The 18083-nt window shown below is 65.0% G+C and carries 13 protein-coding genes; 7 read left to right on the forward strand and 6 right to left on the reverse strand.

The features are described from left to right. The first annotated feature begins 124 nt into the window (after positions 1 to 124). Entirely contained in the window at positions 125 to 1330 is a 1206-nt protein-coding gene (gene pcaF, locus JD971_RS13180) for a 3-oxoadipyl-CoA thiolase (RefSeq protein WP_202084073.1), read from the forward strand. 448 nt (positions 1331 to 1778) lie between these two features. Further along, positions 1779 to 2423 (forward strand): glutathione S-transferase family protein, encoded by a 645-nt coding sequence (locus JD971_RS13185; protein WP_202084075.1) that lies wholly within the window; start codon positions 1779 to 1781, stop codon positions 2421 to 2423. Between the two features lie 79 nt (positions 2424 to 2502). On the opposite strand, the gene JD971_RS13190 is transcribed toward JD971_RS13185, so the two are convergent. Next, entirely contained in the window at positions 2503 to 5037 is a 2535-nt protein-coding gene (locus JD971_RS13190; protein ID WP_202084077.1) for an EAL domain-containing protein, read from the reverse strand. Between the two features lie 224 nt (positions 5038 to 5261). On the opposite strand from JD971_RS13190, the gene JD971_RS13195 reads away from it, so the two are divergent. The 5 genes from JD971_RS13195 (at position 5262) to JD971_RS13215 (ending at position 13201) form a co-directional block, all read left to right on the forward strand. Further along, positions 5262 to 7619 carry a Calx-beta domain-containing protein gene (locus JD971_RS13195; protein WP_202084079.1) on the forward strand — a complete coding sequence of 786 codons (2358 nt, stop codon included), beginning with the start codon at positions 5262 to 5264 and terminating at the stop codon, positions 7617 to 7619. Next, positions 7558 to 8937: an endonuclease/exonuclease/phosphatase family protein gene (locus JD971_RS16925; protein WP_371809753.1), complete on the forward strand. Its 1380-nt coding sequence runs from the start codon at positions 7558 to 7560 to the stop codon at positions 8935 to 8937. Before JD971_RS13195 ends, JD971_RS16925 begins: the two co-directional genes overlap by 62 nt. A gap of 223 nt (positions 8938 to 9160) precedes the next feature. Further along, complete coding sequence (locus tag JD971_RS13205) at positions 9161 to 9682, forward strand: DUF4402 domain-containing protein (protein WP_202084081.1); 522 nt, start codon at positions 9161 to 9163, stop codon at positions 9680 to 9682. 1 nt (position 9683) lies between these two features. Further along, a complete protein-coding gene (locus JD971_RS13210) occupies positions 9684 to 10508 on the forward strand; it encodes a hypothetical protein (protein ID WP_202084083.1) in 825 nt (274 codons plus the stop codon). A 26-nt stretch (positions 10509 to 10534) separates the two neighbouring features. Next, positions 10535 to 13201, forward strand: coding sequence for a hypothetical protein (locus JD971_RS13215; RefSeq protein WP_202084085.1), 2667 nt, complete (start codon positions 10535 to 10537; stop codon positions 13199 to 13201). A gap of 88 nt (positions 13202 to 13289) precedes the next feature. On the opposite strand, the gene JD971_RS13220 is transcribed toward JD971_RS13215, so the two are convergent. From JD971_RS13220 to JD971_RS13240, 5 genes are all read right to left on the reverse strand, one after another. After that, the gene (locus JD971_RS13220; RefSeq protein WP_202084087.1) at positions 13290 to 13433 is read right to left on the reverse strand and encodes a hypothetical protein; all 144 of its coding nucleotides are present in this window, start codon (positions 13431 to 13433) and stop codon (positions 13290 to 13292) included. 306 nt (positions 13434 to 13739) lie between these two features. Continuing rightward, entirely contained in the window at positions 13740 to 14390 is a 651-nt protein-coding gene (locus tag JD971_RS13225) for a hypothetical protein (protein ID WP_202084089.1), read from the reverse strand. Between the two features lie 53 nt (positions 14391 to 14443). After that, on the reverse strand, positions 14444 to 15430 hold the full coding sequence (locus JD971_RS13230; RefSeq protein WP_202084091.1) for a sterol desaturase family protein: 987 nt from the start codon (positions 15428 to 15430) through the stop codon (positions 14444 to 14446). Between the two features lie 134 nt (positions 15431 to 15564). Then, on the reverse strand, positions 15565 to 16503 hold the full coding sequence (locus tag JD971_RS13235) for a response regulator (protein ID WP_202084094.1): 939 nt from the start codon (positions 16501 to 16503) through the stop codon (positions 15565 to 15567). After that, a complete protein-coding gene (locus JD971_RS13240) occupies positions 16500 to 18014 on the reverse strand; it encodes a hybrid sensor histidine kinase/response regulator (RefSeq protein WP_202084096.1) in 1515 nt (504 codons plus the stop codon). Before JD971_RS13240 ends, JD971_RS13235 begins: the two co-directional genes overlap by 4 nt. Positions 18015 to 18083: the final 69 nt, after the last annotated feature.

Raw genomic sequence — 18083 nt, forward strand, 5'->3', positions numbered from 1 at the left:
TATTCCTTTTCGCCAAACCCTCGCTATGCCATGCGGCGGTTCGAACGGGGCATTCGCCCCTTGCGGTCAAAGCGCCGACCGACCCGCCATGCCACCCCATGTCTACAGAAAGGCACCCGACCTCATGACCCAGGCCTTTATCTGCGATGCCATCCGCACTCCCGTCGGCAAGCTGAACGGTGCGCTCGCCAGCGTTCGCGCCGACGATCTTGCCGCTCTGCCGCTGCGTGCGCTCGTCCGGCGCAACGAGGCCGTCGACTGGGCCGGTGTGGACGATGTCATCCTGGGCTGCGCCAATCAGGCGGGTGAGGACAATCGCAATGTCGCGCGCATGGCGGTGCTGCTCTCGGGCATGCCGGAAAGCGTGCCCGGCGTGACGGTGAACCGGCTCTGCGCCTCCGGTCTCAACGCGGTGGGTCTTGCCGCGCAGGCGATCCGTTGCGGCGATGCGCAGATGATCGTTGCGGGCGGCGCGGAGAGCATGTCGCGCGCACCCTATGTCATGGGCAAGGCGCGAACCGCATTCGACCGGGCGCAGAAGATCGAGGACACGACGCTGGGCTGGCGTTTCGTGAACCCGGCGATGAAGGCGGCCTATGGCGTCGATTCCATGCCGCAGACCGGCGAAAACGTGGCCGACCAATGGGGCGTCACGCGCGAGGATCAGGACCGTTTCGCGCTCGCCAGCCAGCACAAGGCCAAGGCCGCCATCGCCGCCGGACGTTTCGCGGTCGAGATCGAGCCGGTCGAAATTCCGCAGCGCAAGGGCCCGCCGACCGTGTTCGCACAGGACGAGCATCCCCGCGACACCACGCGTGAAGCGCTCGCGGGCTTGAAGCCGGTGGTGCGCGCGGATGGCACGATCACCGCGGGCAACGCCTCCGGCCTCAATGACGGGGCGGCGGCCATGATCGTCGCGTCGGAAAAGGCGGCGGCGGCAAATGGCCTGACGCCGCGTGCGCGCGTGCTGTCCATGGCGGCATCGGGCATCGCGCCGCGCGTCATGGGCGTCGGCCCGGTCGAAGCGGCGCGCAAGGCGCTGGCCCTCGCCGGGGTGGATGTCGGCGATCTTTCGGTGATCGAACTTAACGAAGCATTCGCGAGCCAGGCCATCGCCACGCTGCGCGATCTCGGTATCGACCCGCTCGACGATGCGCGGGTCAATCCGAACGGCGGCGCCATTGCGCTGGGTCATCCGCTCGGCATGTCGGGCGCACGGATCGCCATGACCGCGGTTGAGGAATTGCAGCGGACCGAAGGGCGCTATGCGCTGATCTTCATGTGCGTCGGCGTCGGGCAGGGCATGGCGATGGTCGTCGAACGGGTCTGATCGCATTTCCCGGCGGCGCGTCCGTCCGAAAAGGGGCGGGGCGCATCTGTCCGGTAAGCCCGCGGCCTGATGCCCGCAATCCTGCGCGCGCCCTGCTGCGTGCAGGGTGCGGGAACGGACGCCGGCCCCGCGTATCGCCGGGCTGGCCTGCGGACGTTTAAAGGCAACTGATTGCCGGCCCGTCGTCCGTTACCCTCTCGACGCCATTTCCGCCCGAACCGGCCCCTTTTCACGTGGTGACCCGCCGCCTACGCGCGGCTGGCCGCGGTTGAGTGGCCGGCACGATGTGGCAGTCATGGGGCCGGTGTACTCACCATTCTCGCTAGGCTCGACACGGTGGTCACGGCGAAGCGTCACGCACCGCATACGCCTCTGAACGAAGGGATGACGGCGCGCGCGGACACATCGCGGCGCCCATGCGTATGGGTGGCAAAGGAGAAAACCACCCATGTCCGATCATCAGACCACGCTCTACACCATGCCCGGCACCTGTTCACTGGCCGCCAATATTGCCATCGCCTGGATCGATGCGCCGGTTGCCGTGCACAACATGGCCTATGGCGATCACAAGAAGGACGAATATCTCGCCATCAATCCGAAGGGTAAGGTGCCCGCGATCACGTTCCCCGATGGCGATGTCCTGACCGAGCTTTCCGCTATTCTCGCCTGGCTGGGCGCGGCCCATGGCGGGGAGGGTTACGCCCGCGATACAAAGCTGGGCCGGCGCGAGGCCGAGGCATTGTCGTTCATGACGACCGAGGTTCACGCAAGCTACGGCCCGCATTTCGCGCCGCAGAACTTCGCCGAAAGCGAGGATGCGCAGGAGGAGGTCAAGCAGGCCGCCTACGATACGCTCAAGGATCATTACGCGCGTATGGAGGAGAACCTGACGACCGCCGGCGGGACATGGTATCTGGGCGAGCGGAGCTTTGCGGATGCGTTTCTCTATGTGCTGGTGCGCTGGCTCGATCAGACGCCGATGACCCTTGCGGACTATCCGGCCCTTGCCGCGCATCGCGAACGGATGGAAGCGGACGAGGGGGTGCGTACCGCTCTCGCGCGGCAGGACATGGAACCGATGGGCGCGGCATAGGACCAAGGGTGAAGGGGGCAGGGGCGCTGGCCCGTGCCTCCTTTTCATGGGTTCGCCCACCGCGGCGCGGCTGGTGCGTTCAATCCGTGAACGATTTCGTGAACAGGCGGTCCAGCCGGCTCGGTTTGACAGGCGCGCTGAACAGATAGCCTTGCAGATGGCTGGCGCCCAGCTTCGCGAGCAATTCGCGTTGACGCTGCGTCTCCACGCCTTCTGCCACGACCGACATCGACAATTGCCGGGCAAGCCCGACCACCGCGGTCACGATGGCCTTGGCCGCCTGCGAGCTTTCGATTTCGCGGATGAAGGATTTGTCGATCTTGACCGTATCGAAGCAGAACTTCTGAAAATAGCCGAGCGAGGAATAGCCGATTCCGAAATCGTCGACCGATATGCGAATGCCCATGTCCTTCATCCGTTCGAGCTGGGCGAACGCTTCATCCGCGTTCTGCATCACGAGATTTTCGGTAATTTCAAGCTGCAGGCGGTTTGCCGGAAGGCCGGTCTGGTTCAACGTGTCGGCAATGATCTTCAAAAGCTTGCCGGAATAGAACTGCCGCGGCGACAGATTGACCGAAATTTTTATTCCGGCGGGCCAGCCCGTCGCATCGGCACAGGCACGCCGCAGGATATTCTCGCCCAGCTCGTCGATAAGGCCGCAATCCTCGGCGATGGAGATGAACAGATCGGCCGGGATCGGGCCGCGTTCCATGTCGGTCCACCGGGCGAGCGCCTCCACGCCGACGACGGCGCCGGTGTGCACCTCGACGATCGGTTGATAGACGGTTTCGATGCGGTCGTCCGCGATCGCGTTGCGTAATTTGGTTTCGAGGCGAAGGCGATCGCGTTGCGCGGTGTCCATGGCGTCGTCGAAAAAACACGGCTCGCCGCGACCGTCGAGCTTTGCCCGGTACATGGCGAGGTCGGCATTCTGACGCAGGATTTCGATCGTGTTGCCGTCATCGGGATAGACGACGATGCCGACCGACATGTTGAGATAGGCGGTTATCGCGTCGATCTGGCACGGCGTTTCGAAATCTTCGAACAGGCGCCGGGACAACGTTCGCGCGCGCGTCCGCAGGTTGCGACCGGTCAGCAGGCAGGTGAATTCGTCCCCGCCGACGCGTGCGACGCTCATCCCATCGTCGGCCATGGCGAGCAATCGCTCGCCGACATGTTCGAGCACCCTGTCGCCAATGGCGTGGCCGAACTGGTCATTGACCGCCTTGAACCTGTCGATGTCGATGGACAGCATGGCAAAGGGCGCGTGATTGCCGACCAGTTCCTCGACCTGTTCAAGGAAGCTCGCCCGGTTGATCAGCCCGGTCAGGCTGTCGAAGCGCGCCAGCCTCCACCGTTCGGCTTCCGACTGCCGCATCGCGGTGAGATCCTCGGACAGGCCGAGCAGATACTGACCCGGTCGGTCCGGGCCGTCGATGAGCACGCGGGTGGTCCGGATGTTGACGACGGAGCCATCGTCGCGCTCGAACGCGCTTTCGCTGCACTCGGGATTGCCGCTCCTGATCGCGCGCAGATCGTTCTGCCTGAAGGTCGGGCCACGCTCGGGGAACAATTCGCTGTCCTCCTTGCCCAGCATCGTGTCGGCGGGACGACCGATGAGATTTTCGGCTTTCTTGTTGAGCAACAGATATTGCCGCGTCTCCGCGTCCTTAACGAACAGCATCAGCGGAAGGTTGGACACCACCGCGTCGAGGAAGCGCTTGCTCGCCAGGCGGTCGGCCTGCAGCGCCTTGCGCTCCGAAATATCGCGGACGATCGCGGCGAAACCGCCTTGTGCCGCGTCACCCCACGGGGCAAGGGACAGCTCCACCGGAAAGACCGAGCCATCGCTCCGGCGCGCCTCCAACTCCACGAACCTGCCGACGAGCCGGGTCGGCCCACCCTTCGCCGCCCGCTCGAACCGGGCCTGATGCCCGGCGCGCAAATCTTCGGGTATGATGCGCGTCACGTTCTTGCCGAGCGCCTCTTGTGCGGACCAGCCGAACAGCTTCGCCGCCGCGTCGTTCCAGTAGACGATTTCGGCCTTCCGGTTCGCGGCGAGCACGGCGTCGGGCGTCGACGTCACCACCTTGGCCGCGATATCCGCCTCGCGCCGCGATTTGCGCGCTTCGATCAATTCGCTCACGATGGCGGCGAAATGGTGGAGAAGTTCGAACTTGTCCGCGTCGAAATCGTCCCGCGGACGCCCGTCGATCACGCACAGGCTGCCCACGCAATGGCCCGAGCGAAGATAAAGCGGCGCGCCGGCATAGAATCGGATATGCGGCGCCCCGGTCACGAGCGGATTTTTCACGAAGCGCGCGTCGCGATGCGTGTCGCGCACGACCATGCCCTTGCGATGGGCGACGACGTGATCGCAAAACGCGACCTCGCGCGGGGTTTCCTTCAACGCGATATTATGGCGCGCCTTGAACCATTGCCGATCCTTGTCGATGAGGCTGACCGCGGCGCTGTGCACGCCGAATATGGAAGCGGTGAGCCGTGTGACGGCGTCGAACTCTTCCTCCTCCGTCGAATCCAGAATGGCGAGTTCGGCAAGAGCGGTAAGCCGTTCTTTCTCGTTCAGCGCGAAGGGATGGAGAGCTTGCAACACCCCGCTGCGCTAGCGGCGTATGGCTTAACGTCTGGTATACGCAGGCTCCGTCAAAACTGCGCAGGGTTCGGCTCGCATCCCCGTCATGTGTCACGGCCACGCGAATGCGGCTTGCCCCGTGCTGCTGGTTTGCGTCATAAATCTGTCTTAACATCGGCTTACCGCATTTCGGCATCGGATCGGCCTTCCCGCCGTCCGCATCGTTTTCCAAGAGGGTCACGGATATGGTTGCGAACACGTCAGCGCGCGTCTTTTTCAACGAAATTCACTACGACAATGCAGGCAGCGACATCGGGGAATTCATCGAGATCGCCAATCTCGATTCCGTCGACCTGACGGGGTGGAGCGTGATTCTCTACAACGGATCGAACGGGGCGCCCTACGGCACCATCGCGCTTTCGGGGAGCGAGAGCTTCACCACGGTGAACCTGCCGGTCAACGGGCTTCAGAATGGCGCGCCCGACGGGATGGCGCTTGTGGATGCGGGCGGCGCGGTGGTCATGTTCCTGTCCTACGAAGGCAGCTTTACCGCCGTGGGCGGCGCGGCCGATGGGATGCAGAGCACCGACATCGGGGTCGCCGAGGATGGCACCACGCCGGTCGGCTACTCGCTCCAATTGTCGGGCACGGGCACGAGCTATGGCGATTTCACCTGGACCGGTGCGGCACCGGGCACCTCGGGCGAGGCGAATGCCGGGCAGAGTTTCGCGCAGGACGAGAGCGCGCCCACGGTGTTCTTCAACGAATTCCATTACGACAACGCGGGCGGCGATGTCGGTGAGGCCATCGAGATCGCGGGCAGTGCAGGCACCGATCTTACCGGCTGGTCCATCGCGCTTTACAACGGCAATGGCGGCGGGGTTTACAACACCATCGCGCTGTCGGGCACCATCGCGGATGAGGATGACGGGTTCGGCACGATCGCCTTTGCCGCCACGGGTCTGCAGAACGGCGCGCCCGACGGCTTCGCGCTTGTCTCTCCCGATGGCACGGTGGTGCAGTTCCTGTCGTACGAAGGCACGTTGACGGCGACGGACGGCCCCGCGGCCGGCATGACCAGCGTCGATGTCGGTGTCGAGGAAGCAGGCAGCCCGGAGGGATTGTCCCTGCAATTGTCGGGCACGGGGTCGAGCTATGACGACTTTACCTGGACCGGGCCTGTGGACGACAGCTTTGGCACCGTGAACGGCGGGCAGGATTTCGTCGCGCCCAATCCGGCCTACAGCCTCTATGTCGACGATGCCTCCCTCGTCGAAGGGGACAGCGGCACGCGCGATCTCACCTTTACCGTGCGCCGCACCGGCGGCAGCGATGGCGAGATTACCGTCGATTATGCCGTCGTGCTGGGCGATGATGCGCAATCGGCGGATGCGGCCGATATTGCCGGGCCGCTTTCGGGCACGGTCACCTTCGCCGATGGGCAGACGAGCGCCACGATCACCGTAGCGGTCGTTGGCGATACGGTTGCGGAGCCGACCGAAACCTTTGCCCTCACGCTTAACGACGCGACGGGCGGCGCCGATATTCGCGGCGGCACCGCCACCGGTACGATCGAGAATGACGATTTGCTCAACCTCCGCATCGGGGAGATCCAGGGCGAAGGCCATCGCTCAATCTACGAAGGCAGCGAGGTCGAAACGGGCGGCATCGTCACCGCCGTCGCATCGAACGGTTTCTATATGCAGGATCCGGACGGGGACGGGAACGCCGCCACCTCGGACGCCATTTTCGTCTTTACCCGCACGGCCCCTGCTGTTGCAGCGGGCGATGCGGTGCGGGTATCGGGCACGGTCACCGAATTCCTGCCCGGCGGCGATGACAGCAGCCTCACCACGACCGAACTGATGGACGTGAACGTCACCGTCGAAAGCAGCGGCAATGCGCTGCCGCAGGCGGTCGTGATCGGGCCCGATGGCATTTCCCCGCCGACCGAAATCATCGACGACGACGGGATGACGACCTACGATCCGCAGAGCGACGGCATCGATTTCTGGGAAAGCATGGAGGCGATGCGGGTCACCGTGCAAAGCCCCGTCGCGGTCGACAGCACCAATCGTTTCGGCGAAATCTGGACCGTGGCGAGCGACGGCGAGGGCACGCTCCCTGCCACCAATGTCGCGGAAAGCGGCCTTGTCACCGTGCGCGGCGGGGAAGGCGGTCTCGGCGTGTTCGACAGCGGGGCGGGGTCCGATTTCAATCCCGAGCGGATACAGATCGACGGCGGCTACACGCTTAACGGCGTGCGTTTCGATACGCCCGAGGTGGACCCCGGCGCGCGCCTCGACGATGTGACGGGCATCATCGATTACAGCTTCGGCAATTTCGAATTGCGCCCGACCGAGGCGGTTACCGTCGCGGCTGAAGCCGGCAACACTAGAAACCTCGATCCTCGAAGGCACGGCGAATCAGTTCACCGTGGCCAATTACAACATCCTCAATTTCGACATCAACGAGGCGGACGGCGATACCGATGTCGCCGATGGCCGGCTCGATGCGATTGCCTTCGACATTGGCGTGGCGATGAACGCCCCCGACATCGTCGTGCTCGAAGAGGTGCAGGACGACAGCGGTTCGGCCAATGACGGCACCGTCACGGCAAGCATGAATTTGCAGGCGATCGCCGATGCGATCTACACCGAAACGGGCATCGTCTACTCCGTGCTCGACAATCCATTTGTCGAGGATGGGCAGACCGGCGGGCAGCCGGGCGGCAATATTCGCGTGGCTTTCCTTTATCGCGAGGACCGGGTCGATCTCGACGAAAGCTCGGTCTTTACCATCGACGACGATGCGTTCGCGCGCGTGCCCCTGGGCGCGACGTTCACCTTCAATGGCGAGGAGGTGACGGTTATCGGCAATCATTTCACCTCGCTCATCGGGTCGGACACGACATTCTCCGCCAATCAGCCGCCGGAGATGGCGGGTGCGCTGCGCCGGGCGGAGCAGGCCGCCGCGCTCAACGCCTATGTCGAGGGGGTTCTCGCCGAGGATCCCGATGCGAATGTCGTGGTCACAGGCGACTTCAACGATTTCCAGTTCGAGGAAACCCTGCAGATCGTCGCGGGGCAGCTCGACTACGCCGATGGCGTCATCACGGACGGCAGCGATGTCGAACTCGTCAACCTGACGTGGATGCTCGACCCGGCGGAGCGTTATTCCGCCCTGTTCGAAGGCAATGCGCAGCAGATCGACCATATCCTCGCGAGTGAAAACCTGCTCGGCGGGGCGGCGTTCGACATCGTGCATCGCAATATCCCCACCGCGTCGGGCGTGTCCGATCACGATCCGGTGCTGGCCCGGTTCAACCTGAGTGAACGCGTGCTCGACGGCGGAAATGGTGCCGACATGCTGACCGGGAATGGCGGCAACGATGTCCTGTTTGGCGGGAATGGCAGCGATGTGCTCATCGCGCTTGGCGGGAACGACAGGCTGTACGGCGGCAATGGCTCGGACACGCTGCTGGGCGGTGCGGGCGATGACTGGCTCGAGGGTGGCAATGGCGCCGACGTGCTCGACGGCGGCGATGGCATGGACATGCTGATCGGTGGACGCGGGCCGGATGTGTTCGTGCTGCATGCCGATGGCACGGCGCAGGACGCCGACATCATTGCGGATTTCGGGAACGGCCCGGATGCGATTCTGATCGAAGGAATGGGCAGTGCACCGATCGCATTCGTGCAGAACGGCGCGGATACCGAAATCTACGCCGGCGATACGCTGATCGGGACGGTTCTCGATGCGAAGGCGGGCGCGGTGGAGGATGCGACGGCCGCGGCCCCAGTCGCGTCGTTCAACAGCGCATATGTCGGCGCCGAACCGGTCGCGGTGCCCGAAGCCGGCGATTGGCAGGCGGATTACCTCATCCCGATGCATGCGGTGTCGCACGCCGATCTGGGCTGATGCCGGCGCGGGGCGGGCCGTTTTCGCGCGGCCTGCCCCGACCGTCTTGCGTCGTCTTTCCAATGCGCTTGGGATCGACGTTGATCTAAATCCGGACCAATCTCTCACGGTTTTAGGGTCAAACACGTAACGCGAAAACGATTCCGATTCAGGGAATGCGTTTAAAAATCTTCGTACCGGATCGGCACAATTTGTGCGCGCTCCCACTGCGAAGGATTAAGTCATGTTCCTGCGTCTTGCCGTGGCTGCGGCCACCATCGTTCTTTATTCCGGATCGCCCGCAACTGCACAAAGCTCGGCAACGGCGAATGGTTCCCTGACAATCGTGCAGCCGTTGACGATTACGAAGAATGCGGACCTTCGTTTCGGGAGCATCCTGCGCTCGACGACGAGTGACGGCACGGTGCAAGTCGATGTTTCGGGCCTGCGTTCGGTAAGCGGCGGGGTGGAAAGCATGGATGCGGGCGACACGCCGCAGGCCGCCGCGTTCACCATCGCGGGGGAGGGCGGCCACGCCGTCTCCGTCACCATCCCCAGCAGCTTCGTCCTGTCGAACGGCTCCGAAATGCTGACGGTTGCGACCGCACATAACCTTTCCGGTTCGCTCAGCGCGCAGACATTGAGCGGTAGCGCCGGTGCGGCGGGGCAGCTCGACGTGCGCGTCGGCGGGTCGGTCGCGGTCAGCACGGCAACGGTCGCCGGCCTGTATTCCGGCTCCTTCACCGTTTCGACCGCGTATAACTGAGATGCGAGGGGTGCGCGGCGCATTGGGGGCGATGCTGTGCATTGCGATGGTGGCCGGAAGCCCGGTCGCGGCGCAATCCGGCAATGTCAGCCTGTCGCATCACAGGCTGGTCTTTGACGAGGGGACACGCACCGCGACGCTCTATATCGTGAACAGGGGCGATACGGCGGTGACCTATCGCGTCGACATGATCGAAATGGAAATGAACGCCGATGGGGCGATAACCCCGCTCGGCGACCAGGTCCCCGACACATCGGCCAGTGCGTTCGTCGATTTCACGCCCAGGCGCATCGCGCTCGCCCCCCGGCAGAGCCAGGCCATCAAGGTCAGGGCGCGCGTCCCCGCGTCGCCGGGCGAACGGCGCAGCCATCTCGCCATCACCGCACAGCCGGCGGACGATGCCGGCTTCTCTCCCGCAGAGATCGCCCGCGTCAACCCGAGCTCCATTTCCGTCCGGGTGTCCAGCCTGTTCAGTGTCAGCATCCCGATCATCCTGCGCACCGGGGTCGACGCGGCGGGAGTGACGATTGAATCGCTGCACATGGTTCGCGCCCGGCCGGAGGAGCGGCCGGTGCTTGCCTTCGATCTGGTGCGACAGGGGGATGGTTCGGTGTACGGCGATGTCGAGATCGTTGCCGGTTCCGGCAAGAACCGCGAGGTGCTTGAATCCATTCGCGGCATCGCCGTCTATCCGGAAATCGCCCGCCGCTCGGTTCGCGTTTCACTTCCCGAAGATTCCGTGGGTCGCACCGTGCGCGTCGTCTATCGAAACCGGGAAAACGTCGCCGGCAACGAACTGGCCGCAACCGCGCTCAGCGTCCCGTGAGACGGGCGTGGATGGCGGGTGGCGGCATGGTCCTCGCCCTCGCCGGAACGCCGGTTCTGGCTCAGCCGGTGTCCGCCACGCCCTTGCCGGCGCAGGCGCCATGCCTTTCGGATGACAGCCTGCTCTGGCTCGAAGTGCGGGTCGGGACCGAATTGCTGGCCGATACGATGGACGCCTATCGCGCAGGCGACGAAATCTTCATCCCGCTCGGCCAACTCGCGCGTTTGCTCGATCTCTCGGTCCGGGTTTCGCCGGACGGGCTTTCGGCCGTGGGTGATCTGAAATCGCCCGCGGCACCCTTTGCCATCGATCTTGCCGCGATGACGGCGACCATCGGCACAAATCGACATCACCTCGATCGTGGGAGCGTGTGCGCCTTTTCCGGCGATCTGTATCTTGCGACCGAGATCATCGAACGCGTGTTGCCCGTGCGTCTCCGTCTGCGCCCCGATGCGCAGCTGATGGAGATCGACCCGACCGCGCCGCTTCCCGTCATGTTGCGCCGCGCGGTCGAGGATCGCCGCCGCCATCTGGATCAGAACGAGGCGAAGGGCGTCTCTCGCCGGATCGAGGATCCCTATCGCGCGATCACCGCGCCCACGCTCGCCTTTGCCGCTGGCATGCAAACCGCGCGCGGCTTTGCCGACGCGATGCAATGGGTCAATGTGCAGGCGGCGAGCGACCTTGCCTTTGCCGGGTTTCGCGGGGCTTTCGCGGCGAATTCGCGGGGTATGCGGACGGCGCGCCTGTTCCTCGAACGGGTGGATGCCGACAATCGCGCACTCGGTCCGCTCGGGGGGAGGCGCGTCGCGGTGGGCGATGTGAACACGCCCGATGCCCGGCTCGGCGCGCGGAGCGTTCCGGGGCGCGGGCTGTTCTACTCCACAAGCCCGTTGTCGCGCTTCGATTTTTCCGCGCCCGTCGTGCTGGAGGGGGATCTGCCCGCTGGTGAGGATGTCGAACTTTACGTCAATGGCGTCCTCCGGGCGAGCCAGGCCGATGAGGGGATCGGACGCTATCGCTTCGACGGGCTGACCCTGCCGATGGGCGACAATCTGGTGCGCCTCGTATTCTACGGCCCGCAGGGACAGATGCGCGAGGAAATCCGCCACGTCCCCCTCGGCGCGGGTCAGTTGCAGCAGGGCGAGAGCGTGTTCCAGGTCGGCATCGCGGAGGCGTTCAAGCCGGTCTATGGCTTCGCGCTTGCCAATTTCATGCAGGCCGAGGAAGGACCGCGCGTCACGGTCGGCCTGGATTACGGGCTGACGTCGGGTTTGACGGTCCATGCCGATGTGATGCGGTATGACCCGTGGGGGGTGGGCACGCGGATCGCCGCGGCCGCCGGGGTCAAGACCATCGTCGCAAGGACCGGCGTGGATGCGATCGTCGCGTATGATACGCGCGGCGGCCGGGCGGCGAGCCTGCTTGCCGCGACACGCCGGGGCAGCTTCGACTTGCGCGCGAGCCATTCGGAATATGCCGGCGGTTTCATCGACGAAACGCGCGGACCCATCGGCTTTGCCCTTGGTGCGATCCGCCGGTCGAGCGAATTGCGGATGGGCGTCGCCGCGCCATTGCCGGGCGGAATGCTGCTGCCGCTGTCGTTCGATCTTCGCTATGCCGATTACGACGCCGACGGTGCGCGTCTCGATGCCAATATACGCGCGGGCGTGACGCTGGGCCGGGCCTATGTCAATCTCCTGCTCAGCCGGCAACGCCGTGGAGGGCTGGTGGCGATCGACCGGAACGTCGCCGCGGCGGAGGCGATCGTTCCGCTGGCCGCGGCGGTGACGCTGCGGACGGGGCTCACCTATCGCCTGACCGACGGGGCGGGCGTCGAGCGCGCATTCATCGCCTCGCAATTCCGGAACCGGTTCGGCGAGTTCCAGATCGGCGCATCGCGCTACGACCGCGGGGTCGCCAGCACGCTTGTGGATTTCTCCCATCGTTACCGGATCGCGGGGGTGGATATCACCAGCTCTGGCGGGATGGAGCTTGGGAGTGGCGACTGGCGCGCGTCGCTGCAACTGTCCTTCGTGCTCGCGCCCGGCGGAACGCGGGGCGGTTATCGCCTTTCCTCGGCGAACGGCGCGATCGGCGGGCGGGGGGCGATCGACGCGTTCATCGACGCGAATGGCGATGGACGGCGACAGGATGGCGAGGTCGGCGTCAGTTCGCTTCGCGTTCATACGCCCGGGGGGATCGTTACCACCGATGCGGCCGGTTACGCCATTGCGGAGGCGCTTGGCGATTCGTCGCCCGCCCGCCTGCGCATCGACGCATCGCAGACCGACCAGCTTTATCTCGGCGGTGTGCCCGATGCGCTGATGCTGACCCCGCGGCAGGGGCGCACCGTCCCGATACGCATCGCGATGAGCTTCGCCTCCGAGATCGAGATTCCGGTGTTTTTCGCAACCTCGGATGGCTTTCGCCCGATTGCCGCGATCCTGCTCGGACTTGTGCCGGAAGGTTCGGAGGGTTCGGGCCCGGTCATTGCGGCGCGCACGGGGCATGACGGCATTGCCATTTTCGGGGCCGTGCCGCCGGGGCGATACACATTGCGCATCGATCCCGAACAGGCCGCCCGGTTCGGCCTTCGCATGGATGAGGTGCCGGTGGTCGAGGTGCCAGCGTCGGGCGGCTACATGCTGCTCGACCGTGCCATTCTTCATGTTCAGGAAGGAACGGTCTGATGTCCCGGTTTGTGATGTGGCTTCTGCTGCCCGCGGCGATGGTGCTCGGCTGCGTCTCGCCCGCGAAGGCGCAGATTTCGGTGGTGTTTCAGACCGGCGTCGCGCCGCAGCTTGGCGAGATCATTGCCGGTACCGTGCCCACGACGTTCCGCATCGCGCCATCGGGACAGGTGACGCGCGTGTCGGGCGACGCCATCCGGCTCAGCACGGCGCCGGTGGCTGTGCCCCGCATGATGATATCGTGCCGCGCGCTCAACCTCTCGAACCTGTGTCTTATCCGCTATGTCCGCATTACCATCGTGCCGCAGACGCAGCATGCCGCATCGCGCATCACCATGTTCTATCCGGGGCAACTTGCGGGGGCGAGCTTTCGCAACGGTCCGCCGCCGGCCGGAAGCTCGCTCGATTTTCAGCTCAATCCGATGGGGCGTGGGCGACACGACGCTGAGCCTCGCGATGGATGTGGTGGTGGAGCCGGGCTATACCGGCCCCGCGACCTTCGCGTACAACGTGGGCGTCGCCTTCGATTAAGACAGGATCAGACGGGGAGCCGGGTGCCGGGCGTATCGCCGGATGCGCGGATGTCGCCGGTATCGCCGGAAAGCCGCCGCCGGAACAGCGACTTTACCAACCAGCTTTCCAGTATGCGGCCCACGACATAGAGCGCCGCGAAGATGCCGGCAAAGATATAGGCGGCCGTCGGCTTGGGCCCCTTGTCCTCTTCCGCGTCGTCGGCGCTCGGCTTTTCGGGCACCGGGGCACCGAGTGCGGCGTCGATGAAATGCTGCGGCAGATCTTCGTCCTCGGCCTTTTCCTTTTTATCGCTCTCCTCGGCCTTTGCGGCGTTCGCCTCGTACTGACCGATGAGCACGGTCACCTGTGCGATGGCGAGGAAGAGCAGCGGCGCGAGGAAGCAATAGAGCAAAGCCCGGCTCTTCATGTTGTAGCGCAGCGCGCGTCCGCCCGGACCCGCCTCGACACGCAGGGTTCCGCCATCGAAGATCGAAAGCTTGTCCTGCGCTTCCTGATCCTTTTTGTGAAAGGTCAGCGTGTCGCCGTCGCGCCGATGCGTGGTGCCCCGCGTCGCGAACAGAGGGTCGAGCCGCGTGAAGGCCTCTTCGGCGTCCTGGCCGGGGCGGAGCGGCACGCTGCCCCGGATGTGCCAGATGCTGTCGATCATGGATTTCATGGGCGTTTATCCTTTTGCGCGCAAACGTCGGCGGGACGGGGCGGCGATCGCCCTCATTCGGCGGGAACGGCGGTTTCGCGCTGACCGGGGAAGCGCTCGCGAAATGCCTTCCACCCTTCGGTAAAGGGATAGACCATGGTTTCGCGGATCGACATCGGGCGGCCGCCTTCCATGCCGAGCAGTTCCGCCTCGCCGTCGATGGCCGTGCCGAACATGCGGTCGATGATGATCCAGGTGGCCGAGTAATTGCTCCGGCTCGCTTCGTAATCCTGCGAGTGGTGGACGCTGTGATGCTCCGTCGTGTTGAAGAGGAAGCGCCACCAATTGGGCGTGTTGAAGCGCACGTTGACATGCTGATAGATCGAGACGGCGATGCCGAGCGACCCGGCCAGCAGCGCGGCGCGCGGCAGGAAGTTGAAGAACCCCCCAATGCCGAGGCCGATCAGAAACAGTTCGATCGGGTTGCCGACCGCGCCCTTGTTGATGTTGAGCTGCGTGATGTAGTGATGCGGCGCATGGGTCAGCCAAAGCGGGAACCAGTTGTGCATGCCGCGATGCATCCAGTACTGCCCGAAATCGAAGATGAACGAGATCAGGAACGCCTGAAGCAGGAGGGGCAGGCCCATGAACCACAGGAACTTGTCCCATTCGAACACGCCTTGCACCGCTTCGGTCATGAAGCCGGAGCCGAAATAGCTGCCCGCAAGGCTGACGACCGTATAGCCGATGCCGACATAGAACAGGTCGGTCGCCGCTTCCTTCCACGTCAGCCGCCAGCTTGTGAACCGCGGGCTCACCCATTCGAGCGCGAGCAGCAGCGCCTTGAACCCGATGCCGAGGTAGATCGCCGTTTCCGCCGTCGCGAGCGAATTGGGCGCGTAATACCAGAACGCGATGAGCGCGAACAGCATGACCGGCTGAAACCAGGTGAAGACGAATTGCTTGATCGGTCCGCCCTCGACCCGAGGGAGGTTTTCCCAGCCGATGGTAACCGGCGCCTCGGTGCCGATCATCCTGTTTCCTACGCGCGTTCCGTTCATGTCATCTACCTTGGTGACTGCATTCATGGTGCCATTTTCGCGTCCGGGGACAGCGATGCGGCACTGCACAAATGGTAAAGGGAACAAGAGGGTGCGCGTAAGTGTTCAAATGACGTATGCCCCTGTTGCGCCCGCTATCCGGCGAGGATGCGCATGGCATGGGCGGTCGCTGCCGCGCGGGTTTCGACGCCCAGTTTCGTGAACACCTGTTGCAGATGCTTGTTCACCGTGCGGGGGCTGATTTCGAGGATTTCGCTGATGGTGCGGTTCGATTTTCCGCGCGTCACCCAGAGCAATACTTCCGCCTCGCGCGGGGTGAGGGCGGCCTGTTTCTGCAGGAGAGCGGCCTCCGCGCCTTCGCGAATCTCGGTCAGGCGGACGAGGATTTCGCCGCTCTCGCCGCGTTCGCTGCCGCGGGTGCCCTCCATCGTGGCGAGTTCGATCTCGAACGTGTCGAAGGGCGCGCGGATCGAACGGCCCGGCCCCGCAGGGTCGTGGAGCAAGCGTGCGGCCGCGGCCCGCAATCCATCGGGCAGGCGCGATTGCGCACTGCTCCAGGCCGGATCGACGAGGAGAAGGAGGCTCTCGGCCTGCGGCGTGCACCACAGCAATGTGGCCTCGCTGTCGAGCGCGAGGACATGGCGCCCCGCCACGTCGAGCGCGCGCTGCGACCGATGCGACATGCGCGCATTGGCGAGATGGACGCGGATGCGCGCCATCAATTCGTCCAGCACGACGGGCTTGCGCACATAATCGACGCCGCCACATTCCAGCGCCATGATCGCATGTTGCGGTTCGCTCAACCCCGTCATGAAGATGACGGGCAGGTGGGCGAGCGCGGGATCGCGCTTGATCCGGGCCGTCGTCTCGAACCCGTCGAGCCCCGGCATCACCGCGTCCATCAACACGAGATCGGGCACCGTATGGCACAGCAGGTCGAGCGCGGCCTCGCCGCTTGTCGCGACGAGCGGCGTCATCCCCTCCTGATCCAGCATGTCGACCAGAAACCGCAGCGAGTCCGGCGTATCGTCCACGACCAGGATCCGGTCCCGCCGGGAAATGTATTCCGTCATCGCGATGCCCCTTCGGCAGCGATGCGAGCCAGCGCGGCAAGATCGAACGCATCCAGTGCATCGCGCATCCGGTCGGTCCGCGTCGCGGCATCGGGGGCCAGCGCGGCGAAATCGGCGATCCGCTGTTCGAGCGCGCGGACATCGCCGCTGCGTGCAAGATGCGCGATCCGGGACAGGCAGGCCGCGGCATCGCCGACCGCCGGCGCCCCGTCCGCTTCCGGTATCGGGGCGGGCGCTGGCGGTGTCCCATCCGCATCGGTCCATTCGATGCCGAGCTGCTGCGCCACGAGATCGAGCAGGCTGGCAAAGTCGAAGGGTTTCAAAAGGAAACCGTCATTCGCGGCCCGGCCATCGCCGCCGCCGTCCCGTTCATGCGCGTTGGCCGATACCATCACGATGCGCATCGCGTCCCCGTGCTGCGCGCGCAAGATTTCCGCCGTGTCCCATCCGGTGCGGCCCGGCATCGATATGTCGAGCAGGACGAGCGCCGGCGGGCGGCGTCCGGCCATCGCGATCGCATCCTCGCCATGGGCCGCGACGGCAATGTCGAAGCCCAGCGGTTCGAGCAGCCCCTCGACCATTTCCGCCTGCTCCGCGTCGTCGTCGACGATGAGAATGCGGCGGCGGCCTTCGCCCGGTCCCGCGTCGCTATAGCCGGCGATGCGGGCGGTCGGCGCCGGGCCCGCCGGCGGGGAGGGCGGCTGCGACAGCATCATGCGCACCGTGAACCGGCTTCCCGCGCCGGGCGTGCTTTCCACCGCGATGTCGCCGCCCATCATGTGCACCAGCGCGCGGGTGATCGACAGGCCGAGCCCCGCCCCCGGCGCGAGGGCGGCGCGCGTTTCGTCGCCACGCTCGAACGGATCGAAAATGCGGGCGCAATCCGCGGGCGCAATGCCGATGCCGGTATCGCGCACCTCGAAGGTTGCGACATCGCTGCGGTACTGCACCGCCAGCGTCACGGAGCCATCTTTCGTGAATTTGATCGCGTTGGACAACAGGTTGATGAGCACCTGACGCAGCCGTTTCGCATCGCCGCGCACGAATTCGGGCAGGGTATCGGGCCGTTCGAGATTGAGCGAAAGCCCCCGGGCGCGGGCCTGCGGCTCGAACATGGCGATCATCTGGTCGAGCAGGGCGGGAAAGCGGATCGCCTCACGCTGAAGCCGAAGGACACCGTTCTCCACCTGCGAAAGGTCGAGCAGACCCTCGACCAGATTGGTCAGATGCTCGCATGATCGCCGGATGATCTGCGCCGCGCGCATCGCATCGCGCCCCTCCTTGCGCTCCAGCAATTGCGCATGGCCATATATCGCATTGAGGGGCGAGCGGATTTCATGGCTGAGGCTGGCGAGGAAGCGGCTCTTCGCCTCGTTCGCGGACTGGGCGCGGCGGGCCTCCTGCGACAGCCGGGCGTTTTCCGCCTCGAGCGCGGCAATGCGGCGCGATGGTGCATCATCGCCCACGTGCCCCGCCGGGTCCGTCTCCCTGGAATGGCCTGTCACCGTCATCCCGCCAGCCTTAGCGCCCGCCGGGCAGGAGGCAATCGCGGGTTAGGCCGCAATGCCGGGGCCGCTTGC

Origin of the sequence: Croceicoccus sp. YJ47 (genome assembly GCF_016745095.1) — a bacterium.
In the GTDB taxonomy this organism is placed as follows: domain Bacteria; phylum Pseudomonadota; class Alphaproteobacteria; order Sphingomonadales; family Sphingomonadaceae; genus Croceicoccus.